Genomic DNA, 22,059 nt, shown 5'->3' with positions numbered 1-22,059 from the left:
CGAGGGAGGATGCGCTGTGACTGACACCATGACATCAGATGACTTTCGCAACGACTTGCGTGCATGGCTGGAAGCGCATTGCCCCGCCGAGATGCGCGATGGTGCCACCACAGAAGATGTGATCTGCTGGGGTGGCAAGAACTGGACCTTCGCATCACAGGCGCAGCAGGATTGGCTGAATGCCTGCGCGGCCAAGGGGTACACCGTGCCCACCTGGCCGGTTGAATATGGTGGTGCCGGTCTGACCCGCGACCAACAGAAGATCTTTGACGAGGAAATGGCCCGCATCGGTGCGCGGTCGCCCTTGCAAAGCTTCGGCATCTGGATGCTTGGCCCTGCCTTGCTCCATTTCGGGACGCACGAACAGAAGCTGCACTATCTGCCGCCCATCGCCCGGGGCGAGGTGCGCTGGTGTCAGGGGTATTCAGAGCCCGGTGCAGGGTCTGATCTGGCGTCGGTGCAGACATTCGGTGCGGATGAGGGCGATCACTGGGTCGTCAACGGGCAGAAGATCTGGACCTCCTACGCCGACAAGGCCGACTGGATATTTGCGCTGGTCCGCACGGACCGGGATGCGCCCAAGCACAAGGGCATTTCCTTCCTGCTGATTGATATGAACGCGATGGGCGTGGAGACACGGCCGATCAAGCTGATCTCGGGCGCGTCGCCCTTTTGCGAGACGTTTTTCACGGATGTGAAAGTCCCCAAGGAGCAGATCGTCGGAGAGGAAAACCGCGGGTGGGACGTGGCGAAATATCTGCTGACCCATGAGCGGGAGATGATCTCTGGCTCCGGCATGTTGCAGGCGGGTGGGCGGCCGCTGGGTGCCGTGTTGGCAGAGAGCGACGGCGCGCTGGCAGATGCAACGCTGCGCGCCGCCGCGATGCGATGCGAGGTGGATGCGCTGGCGATGGGTCTGACGCTGGAGCGTTACCGCGACATGGCAGAGGCGGGGCAGGGTGCGGGCGATGCATCTGCGATGCTCAAGTACCTCGGAACGGAACTGAACAAGCAGCGCCATGAGTTGATGATGGCGGCCGGTGGATCGGACGCGTTGGAGTGGGACGGACCGCTGAGCGGGCGACCTTCCGACTGGCTGCGGACCAAGGCCAATTCGATCGAGGGCGGGACGAGTGAGGTGATGCTTTCGATTATCTCCCGACGTGTGCTGGGGCTGCCCGCATGAGCTTGAGTCTGGTTCTGGCCGAAGAGGAAATCATGCTTGCCGATATGGCGCGCGGGTTTCTGGACGATGCCGCCCCGGTATCGCATCTGCGTGCGCTGCGGGACGCAGGCGAGACCCATGACACCGCGTTGTGGGCAGAGATGGCGCGCATGGGCTGGACCGGTGTGCTGGTACCGGAGGCGCAAGGCGGCTCTGACATGGGGTATTCGGCCGCAAATGTGTTGGCGCAGGAAATGGGCAAGACGCTGGTCGTCAGCCCCTTTCTGTCTACGGCCGTGATCGCCGCGACGGCCTTGCGGCAGGTCGGGGACGACAGCGCCAACGCCGCCTTGGCGCGGATCGCTGCGGGGGACGTGACATACGCCCTTGCGGTGGATGAGGGTGCGAAATTCGACCCTGATGCGGTAGAAATGGCTGCTGAAGCGGATGGCAACGGGTTTCGCTTGAATGGGGCCAAGCAATTTGTCGTCGACGGGGCGCTGGCGGATCGTTTGCTGGTGCTGGCCCGCACGGTTGATGGTCTGACGTTGTTCGATCTGGATGCAAATGCGGCAGGTATTGCAAGGGCGCAAGGCCATATGATCGATTCCCGCGATGTGGCACGGATCACCTTCGACAACGTCGAAGCTACAGGCGCGGATGTGCTGGGTCAGGTGGATTGCGCGATGGACGTACTGCGCCCCGCCCTGCAGGCCGGACAGGCCGCGTTGGCGGCGGAGATGACGGGCCTTGCCGCGGGTGCATTTGGCATGACGGTCGATTACCTGAAGGAGCGCAAGCAATTCGGAGTGGAGATCGGGCGGTTTCAAGCATTGCAGCATCGCGCCGCACATCTGTGGTGCGAGGTGGAGGTGACATCCTCGGCAATTCTGAACGCGGGTCGAATGCTGGACACCGCACCGGATGAGGCCGATCTGGCGGTGTCCCTGGCCAAGGCCAAAGCCACGCAGACCGCGCAGCTGGCCGTTCAGGAAGGCGTGCAGATGCACGGCGGCATTGGCATGACGGATGCCTATGACATGGGGTTTTATATGAAACGCGCGCGCGTCGGGGCGGAATGGCTGGGTGACTACAGCTATCACGCGGAACGGGTCGCGCGGCACCGGGGGTTTTGATGGATTTAGAGACGCTTTTTGGCCTTGAAGGCAAAGTTGCGCTGGTTACGGGCGGGGCGACGGGAATTGGACGCATGGCGGCCGAAGGGTTGATGCGGGCAGGTGCGCATGTGTTGTTGGCCAGCCGCAAGGGCGAGGCTTGTATCGCCGTTGCAGAGGAGTTGAACGCGCTGGGTGCCAGCGGCCGCGCGACGGGCTTTGCCGGCGACGTGGGCACCGAGGCGGGTGTTGATGCGCTGGTGGCTTCCGTCCGGGAGCATACAGATACGCTTGATATCCTGATGAACAATGCGGGCACCACATGGGGCGCGCCGATGGGCAAGTTTCCGTTCGAAGCCTGGCAGAAGGTGATGGATGTGAATGTGGCCGGGCTGTTTGATCTGACGCAAAAGCTGCTGCCGATGCTGGCGGCGTCCGGGTCGGTGGATGATCCGGCGCGGGTGATCAATGTTGCCTCTCTCATGGGCGAGCGGGAGATCGGCGATGGGGCCTATAGCTATTCGGCGTCCAAGGCTGCGGTGATCCATCTGAGCAAGATCATGGGCAAGGAGTTGGCCGGGCATTGCATTACCGTCAATGCGCTGGCCCCGGGACCGTTCGTGTCGCGCATGACGGCGTTCGCGACGCAGGCAGAAGACAACCGCGACAAGGTGGGCGCGGTCGTGCCGCTGGGTCGTGTCGGCCGGGATGAGGATATCGCGGGTTGCGTGCTGTTCCTGTGCGGACGGGGCGGGGCGTACATCACCGGGGCGGTCATACCCGTTTCCGGTGGTCTGAACGTGATGGCGGCACCGAATATCTTCGAAGGTCTGAGCGGGTAGCGACCTGGCCTTCCACCTTCTCTATCAAAGGATTTGCAATGCGCGACGACAGCCACCTTCCAGCAGCGCTACAGGGTTTGCGCCTGCCGATGATTGCCTCCCCCCTGTTCATCATTTCAGTCCCTAAACTGGTGATTGCGCAGTGCAAGGCGGGGATTGTCGGCTCCTTCCCGGCGCTCAATGCGCGCGAAGCGGAAGGGGAGCCGCCGCTTCTGGATGCGTGGTTGACCGAGATTGAGGAAGAGCTGGATCGCCACAACCAGGCGAATCCGGACCGGCCTGCCGCGCCCTTTGCGGTGAACCAGATCGTGCATCGGTCCAATGGTCGGCTTGAACGCGATCTGGAAATCTGCGCCCGTCACAAGGTGCCGATCTGGATCACGTCGCTGGGCGCACGGGTCGAGGTAAACGACGCGGCCCATTCCTGCGGGGGGATTGTGTTGCATGACATCATCAACAACACCTTTGCACGCAAGGCGATTGAAAAGGGCGCGGACGGACTTGTTGCCGTCGCTGCCGGTGCGGGAGGTCACGCAGGTCAGCAATCACCCTTCGCTCTTGTGGGTGAGATACGCGAATGGTTTGACGGCCCGATTGCCTTGTCCGGCGCGATTGCGACAGGGGAGGCGTTGCTTGCTGCACGGGCGATGGGGGCCGATCTGGGGTATACCGGATCGCCGTTCATTGCCACGGACGAGGCGAATGCGGATCAGGGTTACAAGGACATGATCGTGGACAGCGGGGCGGATGATATCGTTTATTCGTCCCTGTTCACCGGGGTCTGGGGCAACTACCTGAAAGGGTCGGTGCGCAATGCGGGGATGGACCCCGACAATCTGCCGGAGGCGGACGCATCGTCGATGAACTTCTCGGATGGGTCATCCAAACCAAAGGCATGGAAGACGATCTGGGGGTCCGGACAAGGTATCGGCGCGGTCAAATCGGTGGGGCCTGCGGGTGATATCGTCGATCGGATGGAGCGGGAATATCTGGCGGCGGGACGCAAGTTGGCGGCAGAGTTTTCCTGAGGAGGGATCATGAGCGCGGATACACAGACACTCGATGAAGGCGCGGTTTCGGCCTATTTAGAGACACATCTGCCCGGTTTCGAAGGGCCGATGGAGGCAACGAAGTTCCAGACCGGCCAGTCCAATCCGACGTTTCTTCTGAAGACGCCCGCGCATTCCTATGTGTTGCGCCGCAAACCGCCGGGGGTGTTGCTGAAGTCCGCCCATGCCGTTGACCGTGAATACCGCGTGCAAAAGGCGCTGGCGGGCAGTGACGTGCCCGTCGCGAAAATGCATTTGCTGTGTGAAGACGACGACGTGATCGGGTCGATGTTCTATGTGATGGACCATGTGCCCGGCCGGAATTTTTCCGAACCGTCGATGCCGGGGCTGACGCCGCAGGACCGTGGCGCGGTGATTGATGAGATGAACCGCGTGCTGGCCGCCTTGCACAGGGTCGATATTGATGCCGTTGGCCTGTCTGACTATGGCCCTGAAGGGAATTATTTTGAACGGCAGGTGGGACGCTGGTCCAAGCAGTATCGCGCGTCGGAAACGGTTTCGATCCCCGCGATGGACAAGCTGATGGATGCGCTGGTGGCCGAACGTCCCGAAGATGACGGGCAGCGGACGCTGGTACATGGCGATTACCGGATCGACAACATGATCTTTGATGCGGTGGGCACGCAGTGTCGTGCGGTGCTGGATTGGGAGCTGTCGACGACGGGCCATCCCTTTGCCGATCTGGCGGCGGTGATCATGCAATGGCAGATGCCTGCGGGCGATGAAGGGCGCGGGATGGGCGGTCTGGATCGCGCGGCGCTGGGCCTGCCCACCGATCAGGCATTTATCGAGGCGTATTGCGCGCGGCGCGGGCTGAGGGGTATTGATCACTTTGGCTATTACCTGGGTTTCTGCTTTTTCCGCATGGCGGCGATCATTCAGGGGGTGCTGAAACGCGCGCTGGATGGCAACGCAAGCAATCCCGAACGGGGCAAGCAGCTTGGCCAATACGTGCCGGTCTTTGCGCAGCACGGGCTGGACGCGCTGAAGCGGGGCTGAGTGATGGACAAGGACCGCCTGAGCCGGATCACCACGTGGATGGAAAGCCATGTCGCGGCGCGACGGTTTGCAGGCTGTGCGACGCTGATCCGGCAAGGCGGGTCGGAGGTGTACTACGGTCACTGCGGCCAGCGCGATTTGGCCACGGGTGCGCCGTGGCAGCGGGACACGGTTGCGCGCATCTATTCGATGACCAAACCCATTACCTCGCTTGCCCTGATGATGTTGGTGGAGCGGGGCCTGTTTCATCTGGATGCGCCGGTATCGGAATTCATTCCGGGCTTTGCCGACGCCCGCTGTCTGGTGCTGGATGCGACGGATATCGGACAGACAGCACCGTGCGCTGTGCCGACGCTGCACCAGTTGCTGACGCATACCTCGGGGCTGAGTTATCCGTTCAACCCCGGTGTTCTGGGCAAGGCGATGGCGGAGCAGCGGTTGGTTTTTGGACCCGGCAAGCGTTTGCTGGCCTATCAGGTCGATCAGGTCGCCACGTTGCCGCTGGCGTTTCAGCCGGGCGTGCGCTGGGAGTATTCTGCCGGGATAGATGTCATCGGGCGGGTGATCGAAGTGGTTTCGGGCAAGTCGCTTGAGGCATTTCTGGTTGATGAAATCCTCGGGCCACTGGGTATGGATGAAACGCGCTTTGCCGTGCCGGAGGGGGCAAGGGATCGGTTTGCGGCGCTTTACACACCGCTGGCGGGGGATTCATTTGATCTCAACGGGACCGGATTTGGCGATGATACCTTGCGGCTGGATGATGCGCCGGAAAGTTCGCCCTTCCTGACCACGCAGATGCATTCGGGTGGCGGTGGTCTGGTCGGGACGATTGACGATTACATGCGGTTTGCCGAAGCGCTGCGCAGCGGTGGCGCGGGGCTTGTTTCTCCCTCAACCCTGTCGTTCATGATGCGCAACCATCTGCCGGGGGACATCGCGTCCATGGGGCCGCGCAGTTTTGCGGAACTGCCGATGGACGGCATGGGTTTCGGCATCGGTGGTGCCGTGGTGCTGGATCCGGCGCGCGCACGCTGTCCGGGGTCAATCGGGGATTTCGGCTGGGGCGGGATGGCGTCGACGTTCTTCTGGGTCGATCCGGTCGAAGACCTGAGCGTGGTGTTCTTCACACAGCTGTCGCCCAGCAGTTCCTATCCCAACCGCCCGCAACTGAAGGCGTTGGTGCACGGGGCGCTGATCTAGAAGCTGAAGATGTCGCCGATGTTTTCTATGATTGATACAAGCAGCGCGATACCTGCGATCAGAAGCGCGAGCCACCAGAACATCTGAAACATGATGGCTGCCACGCCGAAGGAGGTTGCATAGATCGCAAAGCGCCGGTTTTCGCGCAGGATCGCTGAGATGACGGAAAGAAAGACAGCGATGATGCCCAGCACGGGTGCGACCATGGCGAAATAGGCCCAGACCGGCGGGTTGACGACCTCCGGTTCCGGTTTGGGCAGACCCAGGAACGTGCGCCAGGCAGACCGTTTGATATCGCCGGCGATTTCACCAATCTGCGATCCGGCGGATGGTTTTGCCTCAAACATCGGAAGTGCCATCTGCGCGAAGACAAGGATCAGCGCCGCGGCACCGAAAAGCAAAGCCCAGAACCCCCATTTATTCAGGAGTTGCGGAGAGCCTTGCATGAGGGGATCTGCGTTTTGTTCCATGAGCGATGGCTTGGCATGGAACTTGGGCAGAATGTTGGTTCAATCCGGACACCATCTGGGCAGGGCGGGATGCCTTAAGCCCACATGCTGGATCCACCGCAAACGGTCAGCGCCTGTCCGGTCATGTAGCGGCTGGCGTCAGAGGCAAGGAAGACGGCGATGCCTTCGAAATCCTCCGCCTCGCCCAGACGGCGCAGGGGGATATCCTTCTTCGCGCGTGCTTCAGCTTCGGGGTTGTCCCACAGGGCGCGGGCAAATTCGGTCCGGACCAGACCGGGGCAAAGCGCGTTGACGCGAATGCCTTGTGGGCCCAATTCGGTGGCAAGGTTGCGCACCAATCCGATCAGGGCGAGTTTCGAGACACCGTAGGTCCCCAGGATTTCAGTGGACTTGAAAGCACCGATGGAGGAGGTGAACACCATCGACCCGCCTCCGCGCTCGATCATGTCCGGGGCGCAAAGCCGGGCCAGCCAGAGGTTGGATTGGACGTTGGCGGACATCGTTTTTTCGTAAGCCACGTCGGGGATATCCATGGTCTTGCCATAGTGAGGGTTCACCCCAGCGTTGCCAAATAGGATGTCGATGGGGCCTGCATGGTTGCGGGCCTTCGTGACCAGTTCTTCAAGTTGCGCCTTTTCGCTGACATTGCAGGCAAAGGCATGGGCCTTGCCCTTGCCCCGCGCATTGATGCCAGCCGCCGCTTCATCCAGCGCCTCTTGTCCGCGGGCGGAGATCACGACCGTCGCGCCGTGATCGGCAAGGGCGGTGGCCATCGCAAGGCCCATGCCCCGCGATGCGCCCGTCAAAAGCGCCGTTTTCCCGGTAAGATCAAACAAGTTCATTGCCCTGCGCGTGGCTTGCCCGTTGATCCTGCCTTGGATCCGCGCGTGTTGGAGGCCTGAAACGCCTGCAATTCGGCGCGGGCGATGACGTGGTGGTGTACCTCGTCCGGGCCATCGGCGTACCGAAGGGTGCGCTGGGCGGTATACATGCCCGACAGGGGCGACCATTGGCTAATGCCCGCGGCGCCAAAGACCTGCATCGCGTCATCGATGATGTTGCAGACCTGTTCGGGCACCTTGGCCTTGATCATCGACACCCAGATGCGCGCCTCCTTGTTGCCCAGCACATCCATTGCCTTGGCCGCCTTAAGGACCATCAGGCGCATCGCCTCAATCTCGATCTTGGCGCGGGAAATGGTTTCCATGTTCTTGCCAAGGGCGACGATCTTTTTGCCGAAGGCTTCCCGCTCCAACCCGCGTTCGATCATCAGGTCCAGCGCCTTTTCCGCCTGCCCGATGGAGCGCATGCAGTGGTGGATGCGGCCAGGGCCAAGACGCACTTGGCTGATTTCAAACCCGCGCCCTTCGCCCCAAAGGATATTGCTTTCGGGGACGCGGACATCTGTGAACCGGATGTGCATATGCCCGTGCGGCGCGTCGTCATGGCCGAAGACGTGCATGGGACCCAGGATTTCCACACCGGGCGCATCCATGGGCACGAGGATCTGGCTTTGCTGACGGAAGGATTCCGCATCGGGAGAGGTTTTCACCATCACGATCATGATCTTGCAGCGCGGATCGCCGGCACCGGAGATATAGAATTTCTCTCCGTTGATGACCCATTCGCCGTTTTCCAGCACGGCGGAGGTGGAGATGTTCTTGGCATCGGATGAGGCCACATCAGGTTCTGTCATGGCGAAAGCGGAGCGGATTTCCCCCGCCAGCAGGGGTTTGAGCCACTTTTCCTTCTGCTCCGGCGTGCCGATGCGTTCAAGGACTTCCATGTTGCCCGTATCCGGTGCGGAGCAATTGAGCGTCTCGGACGCAAGGGGGTTCTTGCCCAACTCGGCGGCAATATAGGCATAATCGAGGTTCGCCAGCCCTTCGCCCGTTTCGGCATTGGGCAGGAAGAAATTCCACAGACCCGCATCGCGCGCCTTCTGCTTGGCACTCTCAAGCAGTTCCAGCTGACCGGGGGCATAGGACCAGCGATCGGCGCGGCCTTCGCCAAGGCGATAGAATTCCTCGGTTATCGGCTCCACGTTGTCGCGCACGTGCTTGATGACGGCGGCCAGCAGGGGCCGGGCTTTCTCCGACATCTGGAGGTTGTTCATTTCCATCGGTGTGGTTTCCGTGCTCATCTTGTGCTCCCGCATATTCTGTTGCGGGCAGAGTAGGCAGGAAAGCACGGCGTGCCAATGGCGCAAGACCCCGGTGGCACAATGCGACGCAGGGTCATGTGTTGGGGGACAAAGGGAACGATGGTCGGGGGGATCACTGATGCCCGGTGCGGTTCATCGGTGCCGCCAAGGACGGACCTGCGCCGCGTCGTTCTTTCAGAGCGACTGGTATCAAATTCCACTGGGTGAAGCTTGCTGTCGCCCTTTTCAGAGCGATTGTGGTGCCCAGGAGAGGACTCGAACCTCCACACCGTTGCCAGTACTAGCACCTGAAGCTAGCGCGTCTACCATTCCGCCACCTGGGCCCGTGAGGGGTGCATTTAAGCGCGCCTTCGTCGGGTGTCAATTGGATATTGGGGCAAAAAGCGGCTGTTGTCACGGTCCCGGAGCGTCAGCGCGCAATAGCGCTTGTTTGGCCGGGGTCGGGAAGGTACATCAGCGGGGTGATCCCGAAGCACATGAGGAATCCCGATATGTCCAGACTTGTGACAATCTATGGCGGTTCCGGCTTTGTTGGCCGGTACATCGCACGGCGCATGGCCAAAGCTGGCTGGCGGGTGCGGGTTGCCGTGCGGCGTCCGAACGAGGCGCTTTTCGTGCGCCCTTACGGTGTTGTCGGTCAGGTTGAGCCGATTCTGTGCAACGTGCGTGACGATGCATCGGTCAAGGCGGCGCTGACGGGGGCGGACGCGGTGGTGAACTGCGTGGGCATTCTGGCGGAAAGCGGCAAGAACAAGTTCGACGCGGTGCAGGCCGAAGGGGCCACGCGCATCGCGCGGCTGGCTGCGGAAAACGGCGTTGCGCGGATGGTGCAGATTTCCGCGATCGGGGCGCATATGGACGCGGCCAGCGATTATGCCTCCAGCAAGGGCGAGGGGGAGGCTGGCGTGCTCAAGCATATGCCGGGTGCGATGATCCTGCGGCCTTCTATCGTGTTCGGCGCTGAGGACGAATTTTTCAACAGATTTGCCGGTATGACACGGCTGAGCCCCTTCCTGCCCGTTGTCGGCGCGGCGACCCGGTTTCAGCCGGTCTATGTCGATGATGTCGCGGCAGCGGCGGAACTGGGTATTACCGGTGCTGCCTCCGGCGGTATCTATGAGTTGGGCGGGCCCGAGATCGACACTTTCCGTGGATTGATGCAGCGGATGCTGGACACGATCATGCGGCGGCGGCTGATCATCAACCTGCCGATGTGGATCGCATGGATCATGGCGTTTGGCTTTGATATGGTGCAGGCGGCGACCTTCGGGTTGATCCCCAACGTCATGATCACGCGGGACCAGGTCAAGAACCTGCGCAACGACAATGTCGTCAGCGAAGGTGCCAAGGGTTTCGGTGATCTGGGTATCACGCCGACAACAATGGAAACGATCCTGCCTGATTATTTGTGGCGTTTCCGTCCCTCAGGTCAGTACGACGCAATCAAGCAATCCGCGCAGAACCTGCGCAACGGCTAATGGATGCCCCGACTACGCTGGTTGCCGCCTTTCTGGGGTTGCTGGAAGGGCTGACGGAGTTCATCCCGGTATCATCAACCGGGCATCTGCTGCTGGCAGGGCATTTTCTTGGGTTTCAAAGCGCTGGCCGGACCTTTGAAGTGGTCATCCAGTTGGGCGCGGTTTTGGCGATTCTGACAGTTTACGCAGGCCGACTTTGGTCCGTTTTCGCGGCGGCACCGCAGGATCCAGCGGCGCGGCGTTTCATCTTTTCGGTCCTGTTGGCGTTCTTGCCGGCGGTGGTGATCGGGGTGATGGCGCATGGGTTCATCAAGCAGGTGCTGTTCGAAACCCCGATGCTGATCGCCGTCATGTTGATACTGGGCGGTTTTGTGCTGCTTGGTGTTGAACGGATTGCCCCCCCACCGCGGCATGAGGATGCCATGCGACTGCCCCTGGTGGTGGCTGTGAAGATCGGGTTCATCCAGTGTCTTGCGATGATACCCGGCACCTCCCGCTCCGGCGCGACAATCGTGGGTGCGTTGATGCTGGGTGTGGGAAAGCGGGCGGCGGCGGAGTTCTCCTTTTTCCTTTCCATGCCGACGATGGCGGGGGCTTTCGCCTATGACCTCTACAAGAACCGCGATGTTCTTGACGCTTCGGCCATGGGAGAAATCGCAATCGGGTTCGCGATGGCCTTTGTGTCGGCGGTATTCGTGGTGCGCTGGCTTTTGAACTATGTCAGCAAGCATGGATACGCGTTGTTCGGTTGGTGGCGAATCGTTGTGGGAAGTGTTGCGCTGGCGGCGCTTTTGATCAGTTAGGTCCGAAACGGACTTAAAATCCACTCCAAAACACTCTGACAATGCCCATGCACGCGAACTTTATCAAAGTTAGGTCAGCATTGCTGACTTTAATGTCCTGTCAAACTGGTTTACTGGGGTCGTTCGAATGGCTTTCGGGAGAGCAGGACCATGGCAAAGCAGCCGATGCTGAAATTTGTGAACATCGCGCGGGACATGCCGGAAAAGCGTCCGCCTGATCTGCGCCGGGAAGACTTCAAAGAGATTTACGCCGAGTACGCCGATGCCAAAGCCAAGGAGCAATCTGCGCGGTGCAGCCAGTGCGGTGTGCCTTATTGCCAGTCGCACTGTCCCTTGCACAACAACATCCCCGATTGGCTGCGTCTGACCGCTGAGGGGCGCTTGCAGGAGGCCTATGAGGTTTCCCAAGCGACCAACACCTTTCCGGAAATCTGCGGCCGCATCTGTCCGCAGGATCGTCTGTGTGAAGGCAACTGCGTGATCGAACAGTCCGGCCACGGCACCGTCACCATCGGATCGGTGGAGAAATACATTACCGATACCGCGTGGGAAGAAGGGTGGGTCAAGCCGATCAAACCCGCGGCTGAGCGAACGGAAAGTGTTGGCATCATCGGCGCGGGTCCCGGTGGGCTGGCGGCGGCGGATGTCCTGCGCCGCGCGGGTGTGCAGGTGACGGTCTATGACCGCTATGACCGTGCGGGCGGATTGCTGACCTACGGCATCCCCGGCTTCAAGCTGGAAAAGGACGTGGTGATGCGCCGCAACGATCAACTTGAACAGGGCGGCGTGACCTTCAAGCTGAACTGCAATGTGGGTGAGGATATCTCCTTTGACGACATTCGCGGCGCGCATGATGCGGTGATCATTGCAACGGGTGTGTACAAAAGCCGTGATTTGCAGGCTCCCGGCGTGGGGGCACAGGGATTGGTGCGGGCGATTGATTTCCTGACCGTAAGCAACCGCAAGAGCTTTGGCGATGAGGTGCCCGCGTTTGACGATGGCAGTCTGAACGCGGAAGGCAAGCGCGTGGTGGTCATCGGCGGCGGGGATACGGCGATGGATTGCGTGCGCACCTCCGTCCGGCAAGGCGCGACAAGCGTCAAATGCCTTTATCGTCGTGACAGGGCGAACATGCCGGGCAGCCAGCGTGAGGTGCAAAACGCCGAAGAAGAGGGCGTGATTTTTGAATGGCTGAGCGCGCCAAAGGGTTTCACCGGCGATCCGATCAAGGGTGTCATGGTGCAGAAAATGCGTCTGGGCGCACCGGATGCGACGGGGCGTCAGGCGCCAGAAGTGATCGAGGGGGCGGATTACGTTGAAGACGCGGATCTGGTGATCATGGCGCTTGGGTTTGAGGCCGAAGACCTGCCAACCTTGTGGGAATGTCCCGACCTTCCGGTGAACCGCTGGGGCACTGTGAAGGCCGATTACGTCACGGGGCGCACGGCGGCTGAAGGCGTATACGCAGTGGGTGACATCGTGCGCGGGGCGTCGCTGGTGGTCTGGGCGATCAAGGACGGTCGCGACTGCGCGGAGGCGATCCTGGAAGGGTTCAATACGCGGGCGGCGGTTGCGGCGGAGTGAGCAAAACCGGCAGGCATCGGCTGTGCACCGCTTTGACGCCGCCCGGCTCTACCCCAACATCTTATCGGTCAGTGAAGCTGAAACAATTGCCAGAGGACGTTAACAATGTCTGAAAAGTTTAAGGGCCACTGCCTGTGTGGAGAATGCCTTGTCTCGGTGACTGGTCTGCTGGGCGATATTTCTGCCTGCCACTGTGACATGTGCACGCGGTGGAGCGGGTCCGTTCAGATGGGTATCGAGGTGCCGCAGGAGCGAGTTGAGATTACAGGGCCGGTCAAAACGCATCAGTCTTCCCCAATCGGCGAGCGGGCATGGTGTGACACTTGCGGCTCGGCTGTTTGGTTCCGGTATCCCGAGGGGCCGGATGTAAGATACTTTGAGCTGGCGCCGGGGCTTTTCGACAACGCGGGCGGCGCCAAACTGGTGCGGATCGTTTATGCAGATCGGCACCCCAACGGCTATGCGCTGGCTGGTGACGTGGAACGGGTCAGCAAGGCAGAATATGAGGCGAAGCACCCCTTTGTGGAGGAACCGTCATGACAGAGAAGATCAAGGGCCAGTGCCTGTGTGGTGCGGTCCGGATCGCTGCCAAGGTGGACAACCCGCGTCTGCGGGCCTGTCATTGCGACATGTGCCGCCAGCATAACTCTGGCATGTTCGTCTCTCTCGAAACGGTGCCGGGGAGCATCACGGTCGATGGCCCCGTGAAGATCTTCAAGTCCTCCGAATGGGCGAATCGCGCGTTCTGTGAAACCTGCGGATCGACGCTCTGGTACGGGATGAACCATGACGGATCGAAGAACCTTGCTGCCGGGCTTTTCCCGAACGCGGGTGGTGGCGTGCTGAAGGTGGAATTCTTCGCTGACAAATGCCCGCAGGGGTATTCCCTTGCAGGGGACCAACGCAAAATGACGACAGAAGAAACAATCGCGCTCTTTGCGCCTGAGGAGGAGTGAACCCGATGACAAAGTATGATGATGCATGGGTGGCACGCGAAGAAGCCAAGCGGACGATGATGGCCGAAAAGGGTCTGTATTCGCCGGAGGAGGAACATTCCTCTTGTGGTGTTGGTCTGGTGGTGAACATCAACGGGGACCGGTCCCGCGCGGTGGTGGAGAACGGGATCAAGGCGCTGAAAGCGATCTGGCACCGGGGTGCGGTGGATGCGGACGGCAAGACCGGCGACGGTGCGGGCATTCACGTGCAGATCCCTGCGAATTTCTTCTACGACCAGGTGCGGCGCACCGGGCATCATCCCAAGACGGATGAACTGATGGCCGTGGGGCAGGTGTTTCTGCCGCGCACGGATTTCGGCGCGCAGGAGATTTGCCGGACCATCGTCGAGACGGAAGTTCTGCGGATGGGGTATTACATCTATGGCTGGCGTCATGTGCCGGTGGATATTTCCATGCTGGGGGAGAAGGCCAATGCGACCCGGCCCGAGATTGAGCAGATCCTGATCTCCAACTCCAAGGGCGTTGACGAGGATACGTTCGAGCGTGAGCTTTATGTTATCCGGCGGCGTATCGAAAAGGCGGCCATCGCGGCACAGGTGCCGACGCTGTATATCGCGTCAATGTCGTGCCGGTCGATCATCTACAAGGGCATGATGCTGGCCGAGCAGGTGGCGGAATTCTATCCCGACCTGAAGGACGAACGGTTTGAGAGCGCGTTCGCGATTTATCACCAGCGGTATTCGACAAATACCTTCCCACAGTGGTGGTTGGCACAGCCGTTTCGGATGCTGGCGCACAACGGGGAGATCAACACCCTCAAGGGCAACATGAACTGGATGAAAAGCCATGAGATCCGCATGGCGTCGTCTGCCTTTGGGGATATGGCCGAGGATATCAAGCCGATTGTGCCCGCAGGATCGTCAGATTCGGCCGCATTGGACTCTGTTTTCGAAGTTCTGGTCCGCGCCGGGCGATCCGCACCCATGGCGAAAACGATGCTGGTGCCGGAATCCTGGTCCAAGCAGGCGGTAGAACTGCCGCAGCCGTGGCGGGACATGTACTCCTACTGTAACTCCGTGATGGAGCCTTGGGATGGCCCGGCGGCGCTGGCGATGACGGACGGGCGTTGGGTTTGCGCGGGTCTGGACCGGAATGGTCTGCGGCCCATGCGGTATGTGGTGACAGGCGACGGGATGCTGATCGCGGGCTCTGAAACCGGGATGGTACCGCTGGATGAGGCAAATGTTGTGGAAAAGGGTGCGCTGGGGCCCGGTCAGATGATCGGGGTGCATATGAAGAAGGGCATCCTGCTGCACGATCAGGAGTTGAAGGACAAGATGGCAGCGGCGCTGCCGTTTGGCGAATGGGTCGGCAAGATCGTCGAGCTGGATGGGCCGTTGGCAGCAGTGGATGAAAAACCATTGTTTGAGGGGAACGAGTTGCGGCGCCGTCAGGTGGCGGCGGGGTATTCGATCGAGGAATTGGAGCAGATCCTGGCCCCCATGGCGGAGGACGGGAAGGAAACGCTGGCGTCGATGGGGGATGATACACCCTCTGCCGTTTTGTCCAAGCAGTACCGTCCGTTGAGCCATTTCTTCAGGCAGAATTTCTCACAGGTCACGAACCCGCCGATTGATAGCTTGCGGGAATTCCGGGTGATGAGCCTCAAGACGCGTTTCGGGAACCTCAAGAACGTCTTGGACGAAGACAGCAGCCAGACGGAAATCCTTGTGCTGGACAGTCCGTTTGTCGGCAATTCGCAGTTTGATGAACTGGCCAACCACTTCAATTCCGATTTGGTGACGATTGATTGCACCTTTGCGCCGGGCGATACCAACCTGAACGCGGGATTGCAGCGGATCAGGGCAGAGGCGGAAGATGCGGTACGATCGGGCGCGGGCCATCTTGTGCTGACCGATCACATGAGCGGTAAGGACAAGGTGGCGATGCCGATGATCCTTGCGACATCCGCGGTGCATTCGCATCTGACGCGCAAGGGGTTGCGGACCTTCTGTTCGCTGAACGTGCGATCTGCGGAATGTGTGGACCCGCATTATTTTGCTGTGTTGATCGGCTGTGGTGCGACGGTGGTGAATGCCTATCTTGCAGAGGATTCGCTGAATGACCGTATCCAGCGCGGGCTGCTGGATGTGTCCCTAACACAGGCTATTTCGCGGTATCGCGAGGCGATTGATCAGGGTCTGCTGAAGATCATGGCAAAGATGGGGATCAGCGTGATCTCCTCCTACCGGGGTGGTCTGAATTTTGAAGCCGTCGGTCTGAGCCGTGCCATGTGTGCGGAATATTTCCCCGGCATGACCAGCCGGATCAGCGGCATTGGCGTCACCGGCATTCAGCGCAAGGTCGAAGGCGTGCACGAAAAGGGCTGGCGCGGGGACGACGTCGTCATGCCCATCGGCGGTTTTTACAAGGCACGTCAAAGCGGCGAAACCCACGCATGGGAAGCGTCGTCCATGCACATGATGCAGATGGCGTGCAATCGGGCGTCCTATGACATGTGGAAGCAGTATTCGGCCAAGATGCAGGCGAACCCGCCCATTCATTTGCGTGATCTATTGGACATCAAACCGCTGGGCGCGCCCATCGGGTTGGAGGAAGTGGAAAGCATCACCTCCATCCGCAAGCGGTTCGTGACACCGGGCATGTCGCTTGGCGCCTTGAGCCCCGAAGCGCACAAGACGTTGAACGTCGCGATGAACCGGATTGGCGCAAAAAGCGATTCAGGTGAAGGCGGCGAGGATCCGGCGCATTTCGTGCCGGAGCCGAATGGCGATAATCCAAGCGCCAAGATCAAGCAGGTGGCGTCCGGCCGCTTTGGTGTGACGGCAGAATACCTCAACCAGTGTGAAGAGCTGGAGATCAAGGTGGCACAGGGTGCCAAACCCGGAGAAGGCGGGCAGTTGCCGGGGATGAAGGTCACCGACCTGATTGCGCGGCTGCGCCATTCGACCAAGGGCGTGACGCTGATCTCCCCGCCGCCGCACCATGATATCTATTCGATCGAGGACCTGGCGCAGCTGATCTATGACCTCAAGCAGATCAACCCGCGCTGCAAGGTGACGGTAAAACTGGTCGCATCCTCCGGTGTAGGGACGATTGCGGCGGGTGTGGCGAAGGCCAAGGCGGATATCATCCTGATCTCAGGGCATAATGGCGGCACGGGTGCCTCCCCCGCGACATCGATCAAATATGCGGGTCTACCATGGGAGATGGGCCTGACCGAAGCGCATCAGGTGCTGACCATGAACAACCTGCGCGACCGGGTGACACTGCGCACCGATGGCGGTTTGCGCACCGGCCGGGACATTGTCATGGCGGCGATGCTTGGGGCCGAGGAATACGGCATAGGCACGGCGGCACTGATCGCCATGGGCTGCATCATGGTACGTCAGTGCCAGTCCAACACCTGCCCCGTGGGCGTCTGTACGCAGGATGAAGCGCTGCGTGACAAGTTTACGGGGACGGCTGACAAGGTGGTGAACCTGATCACCTTCTATGCGACCGAAGTGCGGGAAATCCTTGCCTCTATCGGGGCGCGGTCGCTGGATGAGGTTGTCGGGCGTGCCGATCTGTTGACGCAGGTCAGCCGTGGGTCGGCGCATCTGGATGATCTGGACCTGAACCCGCTGCTGATCACTGTCGATGGCACGGATGAGACGGTTTATGACCGGTACAAGCCCCGCAATGCGGTGCCGGATACGTTGGATGCGCAGATTGTGAAAGATGCGCACCGCTTCCTTGAGGATGGCGAGAAGATGCAGTTGTCCTATGCGGTGCAGAACACGCACCGGACGGTCGGGACGCGGATTTCCAGCCATATCGTCAAGCGGTTCGGGATGCGCAATTCCTTGCAGCCCGATCACCTGACGGTGAAGCTCACCGGGTCTGCGGGTCAGTCGCTGGGGGCCTTTGCGGCACCGGGACTAAAGCTGGAAGTCTCGGGGGATGCCAATGACTACGTCGGCAAGGGGTTGTCGGGTGGCATGATTGTCGTACGCCCCCCGATGTCGAGCCCGATCGTTGCGGCGGAAAACACGATCATCGGGAACACGGTGCTCTATGGGGCGACGGATGGCTATCTGTTTGCCGCCGGGCGCGCGGGGGAACGGTTTGCGGTGCGCAACTCCGGTGCGAAGGTCGTGATTGAAGGCTGTGGCAGCAACGGGTGCGAATACATGACCGGGGGTGTCGCGGTGATCCTGGGGGAGATCGGTGCGAACTTTGCTGCCGGGATGACAGGTGGGATGGCATACCTGTATGATCCAGATGGTGCAGCGGAGACCTTGATGAACAAGGAAACCATTGTGACCTGCGCTGTCACACAGGCGCATTGGCTGGGTCAGCTTGAAGAACTGATCGAACAGCACCTCGAAGAGACGGGCAGCCGGAAAGCAGCGACGATCATGCAACATTGGGACAACGAAAAGCACAACTTCGTACAGATCTGCCCCAAAGAGATGCTGCCCCACCTGCCCGCCCCGTTGAGCGACGAAGAAACCGCCGTTCCTGCGGAGTGACGGCATCGGTCCGGGCGGCAAGCTGCCCGAGCCTGCACGTTTTAGGGATGAATTTGCCTTAGTTGATGAGGCTTTTGCCATAAATTGAGCAAACTGACCTGACATGTCCCGATTGTCCATCAATCGAGGATTCGGGATGCCTACGGCGTACAAGGACCAGTTTTTCACTGTCGATCCCGGCAATCCACCTGCCGTGGGAACCGCGCTGACTTTCCAGCGGGTTGAATTCATTGACGAAGACGACGATGGCGACATTCGCACCAGTTCCGGCGATACCTGGAACGGGAACGCGATTGAACGGGTCTGGCAGAATGATACGCTGACCATCAACGTGCCGGGCGTCGGGAATGTGACCTATACCGGTGTCACGTTCTATTTCGTCAATGGTGATCCGGCGGTATTCACGCCGACGGACGGTCAGGTCCTGCAAAACGGGACCTTCGTCAGTTCCACCTTCGTGACCACACCGACGCAGACGCCTGTTACCAGTTTTGGGCCGACCTGCTTCACGCCGGGCATGATGATCGACACGCCCGAAGGACCGCGCGCGATAGAGACGCTCGCCATAGGGGATCTTGTGCTGACCATGGATGATGGCGCACGGCCGATCCGCATGATCCTGGACGATACCTTTCGGGCAACCCCCGATGTGGCGCCCGTCCGGTTTGAAACCGGGGCCATTGGAAATGACGCGCCTCTTGTCGTCTCTCCGCAGCATCGGGTGTTGGTCAGTGGATGGCAGGCGGAACTGTTCTATGGCCAAAGCGAAGTTCTGGTTGCCGCCGTGCATCTGGTGAATGGTGACACGATCCGTCGGTGTGCGGGCGGGGTCGTGCGTTACCTTCATCTGGTGTTTGACGGGCATCAGATTGTCTTTGGTCAGGGGGTCCCCTCCGAGAGTTGTTATCCGGCGCATCTGGTGACGGATGGGCAACCGGATTCGGTGGCCGAAGTTGTCGCGCTTTTCCCAAATCGTGATCTGGGCGCCGGCGTGGAGACGCCTTTCGTGCGTCCGGTCGTGCGGCGTGCAGAAGCGGCTGTTCTGGTGCGGTAAGCCATGATCGGGTTGGGCGTTCACAAACAGCACCCTGATCCCTATACGAGGGTGATGGCCCGGACGCGCAGCACATCCAAATCGACCAAGACATCGAAGAAGAAGACCGCTGCTGTTCCCCTTGGCAAGCGGTTGCGGCGGTTTGTGCTGCGTGGAATTGCGGTCGTCTTTCTGGTGGTGGTCGGTTTGGTGGTGCTGGGCACCTTCGTGAACCCGCCGACGAATGCCTACATGTATGCCGAAGGCACGCGGTTGGGGCCGGTCAAGCAGACTTGGGTACCGATGGAGCGGATCGCACCGGTGATGGCGCGCTCTGCCGTGGCGGCGGAGGATGCGAATTATTGCGCGCATTGGGGGTTCGACATGGTCGCCATCCGCAAGGCGATCGAAGACGGATCATCGCGCGGGGCATCGACCATCAGCCAGCAGACGGTCAAGAACGTCTACCTGTGGCATGGGCGCAGCTGGATCCGCAAGGCGATGGAAGCGCTGATCACGCCGCTGGTCGAAGCGGTCTGGACCAAACGGCGTATTCTGGAAGTTTATCTGAACGTGGCAGAGTTTGATGAGGGCGTGTTTGGTGTGGAAGCGGCGGCGCGACACTATTTCGGGGTGTCGGCGGCTGATCTGAACCCGACACAGGCCGCGCGGCTTGCGGCGATTTTGCCCAGTCCCAAGAAACGATCCGCAGCGCAGCCCAGCACTTTCGTGCGCAAGCGGGCACGGCAAGTGCGTGACGGGGCCGCGACAATTGGCCGGGACGGGCGCGCGGATTGCTTCGAGAGTTGAAAAGCGCCCGTTTTAGAGGCATGGAAGGTTACATGCCTATTATTTCCGGACGCTCCTGATGGCCCGCTTGTTTCACGTTCCGCTTTCGCCCTTTTGCCGCAAGGTGCGGTTAAGCCTTGCCGAGAAGAAGATCGAGGTGGAGCTGGTCGAGGAGAAATACTGGGAGCAGGACCCCGATTTCATGCGGCGCAACCCAGCGGGCAAGGTGCCCGTGCTACGGCTGGACGGGATCGTCATGTCCGAAAGCACGCCGATCTGCGAATACATCGAAGAGACCCGTCCTGATCCCAGCCTGTTGCCCAAGGACCCTGCCGAGCGGCTTGAAGTGCGGCGTTTGGTCAGTTGGTTCGATGACAAGTTCCATCAGGAGGTAACCTCCAAGCTGCTGTATGAACGGGTGAACAAGAAGGTGATGAAAGCGGGCTATCCCGACAGCACCAATGTCAAGGCAGGCGCCAAGGCGATCAAATATCATCTGGATTACATGACGTGGTTGCTGGATCACCGCCGTTGGCTGGCGGGGGACGTGATGACGCTGGCGGATTTTGCGGCTGCGGCCCATTTTTCGTCGCTCGACTACATCTCTGATGTGGATTGGAACCGCAGTGAAGCGGTCAGGGATTGGTATGCCAAGATCAAGTCGCGCCCGGCGTTCAGATCGCTGCTGGCAGATCAGGTTCCCGGTTTCCCGCCCCCGCGGCATTACAATGATCTTGATTTCTAGGGGTGTGACCGTTCTGCGCCGATGTGCCCGGTGATTGTCCTGCCCTACGGTATATAAGGCCAAAAAGAGAATGGATCTGAAAGCACGGCTGGTGAAACAGGCTCTGACGGAGGGTTTTGTTGCCTGCCGGGTGTGCAGGCCGTGGGACGTGCCGGAAGTGCCGGAACGGCTGAATGCCTTTGTCAGAGACGGGTTTCACGGTCAGATGGGATGGATGGCGGAGCGGATGGACTGGCGGGGGAATCCTGCGGCACTGTGGCCCGAAGCGCGGTCCGTCATCATGTTGGCCGAAAGTTATGCACCAGAACACGATCCACTGACCGTGCTTGATCATCCTGAGAAAGCGGCGATTTCGGTCTATGCGCAGGGGCGGGATTACCATGATATCGTCAAGAAGCGGCTTAAGCGACTGGCGCGCTGGCTGATCGAACAAGAGCCTTGCGCGGTAAAGGTGTTTGTCGATACGGCACCGGTTCCTGAAAAGGCATTGGCGCAGGCATCAGGGCTGGGTTGGCAGGGTAAACACACGAATGTGCTGAGCCGCGATTGGGGCAATTGGGCCTTTTTAGGGTCTGTTTTCACCACGCTGGACTTGGAGCCAGATCCGCCGGAGGTGGATCATTGCGGGTCTTGCACGGCCTGTCAGGATATCTGTCCGACCGATGCCTTTCCGGCCCCCTATCGGTTGGATGCGCGGCGGTGCATTTCCTATCTCACCATCGAGCATAAGGGGCCTGTAGAGGAGGCATTGCGCAGCAAGATGGGCAACCGCATCTTCGGGTGTGACGACTGTCTGGCGATCTGTCCGTGGAACAAGTTCGCGGTAGGGGCCAGTGACATGCGGTATCACGGTGCGCATGTCGACGCGGCTGATCTGGCGGAGCTTGTGACGCTGGATGACGCCGCATTTCGCGCGCGGTTCAGCGGCTCCCCTGTGAAACGCATTGGGCGGGACAGATTCATTCGCAATGTGCTTTATGCCATCGGAAATTCGGGATTGGCGGCCCTGAGACCCGCTGCCGAGGCGCGATTGGAGGATGCGGATGCGACGGTGGCAGATGCCGCGCGCTGGGCTGTTGCACAGTTGCGCGCATCCTGACGCAATCGG

At 60.3% G+C, this 22,059-nt stretch carries 19 protein-coding genes and 1 tRNA gene; 16 read left to right on the top strand and 4 right to left on the bottom strand.

Translation table 11 applies throughout. The features are described 5' to 3' along the window. The first annotated feature begins 28 nt into the window (after nucleotides 1-28). The 6 genes from AB4X18_RS07885 to AB4X18_RS07860 are packed head-to-tail and all read left to right on the top strand — an operon-like array spanning nucleotide 29 to nucleotide 6,391. Nucleotides 29-1,186 carry an acyl-CoA dehydrogenase family protein gene (locus AB4X18_RS07885; RefSeq protein ID WP_370402596.1) on the top strand — a complete coding sequence of 386 codons (1,158 nt, stop codon included), beginning with the start codon at nucleotides 29-31 and terminating at the stop codon, nucleotides 1,184-1,186. Continuing rightward, nucleotides 1,183-2,301, top strand: coding sequence for an acyl-CoA dehydrogenase family protein (locus AB4X18_RS07880; RefSeq protein WP_370399567.1), 1,119 nt, complete (start codon nucleotides 1,183-1,185; stop codon nucleotides 2,299-2,301). The genes AB4X18_RS07885 and AB4X18_RS07880 overlap by 4 nt, the downstream gene beginning before the upstream one ends. Further along, nucleotides 2,301-3,122 carry an SDR family NAD(P)-dependent oxidoreductase gene (locus AB4X18_RS07875; RefSeq protein ID WP_432817270.1) on the top strand — a complete coding sequence of 274 codons (822 nt, stop codon included), beginning with the start codon at nucleotides 2,301-2,303 and terminating at the stop codon, nucleotides 3,120-3,122. Before AB4X18_RS07880 ends, AB4X18_RS07875 begins: the two co-directional genes overlap by 1 nt. A 38-nt stretch (nucleotides 3,123-3,160) precedes the next feature. Then, nucleotides 3,161-4,150, top strand: a complete 990-nt coding sequence (locus AB4X18_RS07870; RefSeq protein ID WP_432817269.1) for an NAD(P)H-dependent flavin oxidoreductase — start codon at nucleotides 3,161-3,163, stop codon at nucleotides 4,148-4,150. A gap of 9 nt (nucleotides 4,151-4,159) precedes the next feature. Then, entirely contained in the window at nucleotides 4,160-5,191 is a 1,032-nt protein-coding gene (locus AB4X18_RS07865) for a phosphotransferase family protein (protein WP_370399565.1), read from the top strand. A gap of 3 nt (nucleotides 5,192-5,194) precedes the next feature. Beyond that, nucleotides 5,195-6,391: a serine hydrolase domain-containing protein gene (locus tag AB4X18_RS07860; RefSeq protein WP_370399564.1), complete on the top strand. Its 1,197-nt coding sequence runs from the start codon at nucleotides 5,195-5,197 to the stop codon at nucleotides 6,389-6,391. Here the strand turns inward: AB4X18_RS07860 and AB4X18_RS07855 are convergent. The 4 genes from AB4X18_RS07855 to AB4X18_RS07840 all read right to left on the bottom strand — a co-directional run bounded on the left by AB4X18_RS07855 (nucleotide 6,388) and on the right by AB4X18_RS07840 (nucleotide 9,348). Next, nucleotides 6,388-6,861: a hypothetical protein gene (locus tag AB4X18_RS07855; protein ID WP_432817268.1), complete on the bottom strand. Its 474-nt coding sequence runs from the start codon at nucleotides 6,859-6,861 to the stop codon at nucleotides 6,388-6,390. The two genes, AB4X18_RS07860 and AB4X18_RS07855, sit on opposite strands and share 4 nt — an antisense overlap. Before the next feature lie 74 nt (nucleotides 6,862-6,935). Continuing rightward, nucleotides 6,936-7,703 (bottom strand): SDR family NAD(P)-dependent oxidoreductase, encoded by a 768-nt coding sequence (locus AB4X18_RS07850; RefSeq protein ID WP_370399562.1) that lies wholly within the window; start codon nucleotides 7,701-7,703, stop codon nucleotides 6,936-6,938. Beyond that, nucleotides 7,700-8,977, bottom strand: coding sequence for an acyl-CoA dehydrogenase family protein (locus AB4X18_RS07845; protein ID WP_370402595.1), 1,278 nt, complete (start codon nucleotides 8,975-8,977; stop codon nucleotides 7,700-7,702). The genes AB4X18_RS07850 and AB4X18_RS07845 overlap by 4 nt, the downstream gene beginning before the upstream one ends. Before the next feature lie 285 nt (nucleotides 8,978-9,262). Beyond that, a tRNA-Leu gene (locus AB4X18_RS07840) sits at nucleotides 9,263-9,348 on the bottom strand. Nucleotides 9,349-9,516: 168 nt separating this feature from the next. Here AB4X18_RS07840 and AB4X18_RS07835 point away from each other — a divergent pair. From AB4X18_RS07835 to queG, 10 genes are all read left to right on the top strand, one after another. Next, nucleotides 9,517-10,503, top strand: coding sequence for a complex I NDUFA9 subunit family protein (locus AB4X18_RS07835; protein WP_370399561.1), 987 nt, complete (start codon nucleotides 9,517-9,519; stop codon nucleotides 10,501-10,503). Beyond that, a complete protein-coding gene (locus AB4X18_RS07830) occupies nucleotides 10,503-11,306 on the top strand; it encodes an undecaprenyl-diphosphate phosphatase (protein ID WP_432817267.1) in 804 nt (267 codons plus the stop codon). The genes AB4X18_RS07835 and AB4X18_RS07830 overlap by 1 nt, the downstream gene beginning before the upstream one ends. Before the next feature lie 150 nt (nucleotides 11,307-11,456). Beyond that, a complete protein-coding gene (locus tag AB4X18_RS07825; protein WP_370399560.1) occupies nucleotides 11,457-12,890 on the top strand; it encodes an NAD(P)-dependent oxidoreductase in 1,434 nt (477 codons plus the stop codon). A gap of 105 nt (nucleotides 12,891-12,995) precedes the next feature. Then, nucleotides 12,996-13,430, top strand: a complete 435-nt coding sequence (locus tag AB4X18_RS07820; protein ID WP_370399559.1) for a GFA family protein — start codon at nucleotides 12,996-12,998, stop codon at nucleotides 13,428-13,430. After that, nucleotides 13,427-13,846, top strand: a complete 420-nt coding sequence (locus AB4X18_RS07815; RefSeq protein ID WP_370399558.1) for a GFA family protein — start codon at nucleotides 13,427-13,429, stop codon at nucleotides 13,844-13,846. The genes AB4X18_RS07820 and AB4X18_RS07815 overlap by 4 nt, the downstream gene beginning before the upstream one ends. Nucleotides 13,847-13,851: 5 nt before the next feature. After that, nucleotides 13,852-18,384, top strand: a complete 4,533-nt coding sequence (gltB, locus tag AB4X18_RS07810) for a glutamate synthase large subunit (RefSeq protein ID WP_370399557.1) — start codon at nucleotides 13,852-13,854, stop codon at nucleotides 18,382-18,384. Nucleotides 18,385-18,520: 136 nt separating this feature from the next. Further along, nucleotides 18,521-19,438 (top strand): Hint domain-containing protein, encoded by a 918-nt coding sequence (locus tag AB4X18_RS07805; protein ID WP_432817266.1) that lies wholly within the window; start codon nucleotides 18,521-18,523, stop codon nucleotides 19,436-19,438. Between the two features lie 54 nt (nucleotides 19,439-19,492). Beyond that, on the top strand, nucleotides 19,493-20,227 hold the full coding sequence (gene mtgA, locus AB4X18_RS07800) for a monofunctional biosynthetic peptidoglycan transglycosylase (protein WP_370399555.1): 735 nt from the start codon (nucleotides 19,493-19,495) through the stop codon (nucleotides 20,225-20,227). Between the two features lie 58 nt (nucleotides 20,228-20,285). Beyond that, a complete protein-coding gene (fzlA, locus tag AB4X18_RS07795) occupies nucleotides 20,286-20,951 on the top strand; it encodes an FtsZ-binding protein FzlA (protein ID WP_370399554.1) in 666 nt (221 codons plus the stop codon). A 70-nt stretch (nucleotides 20,952-21,021) separates the two neighbouring features. Beyond that, the gene (gene queG, locus AB4X18_RS07790; RefSeq protein WP_432817265.1) at nucleotides 21,022-22,050 is read left to right on the top strand and encodes a tRNA epoxyqueuosine(34) reductase QueG; all 1,029 of its coding nucleotides are present in this window, start codon (nucleotides 21,022-21,024) and stop codon (nucleotides 22,048-22,050) included. Nucleotides 22,051-22,059: the final 9 nt, after the last annotated feature.

Source organism: Sulfitobacter rhodophyticola (assembly GCF_041281685.2).
Lineage (GTDB): Bacteria > Pseudomonadota > Alphaproteobacteria > Rhodobacterales > Rhodobacteraceae > Sulfitobacter.
This window is presented reverse-complemented; position numbering and strand designations above follow the sequence as displayed.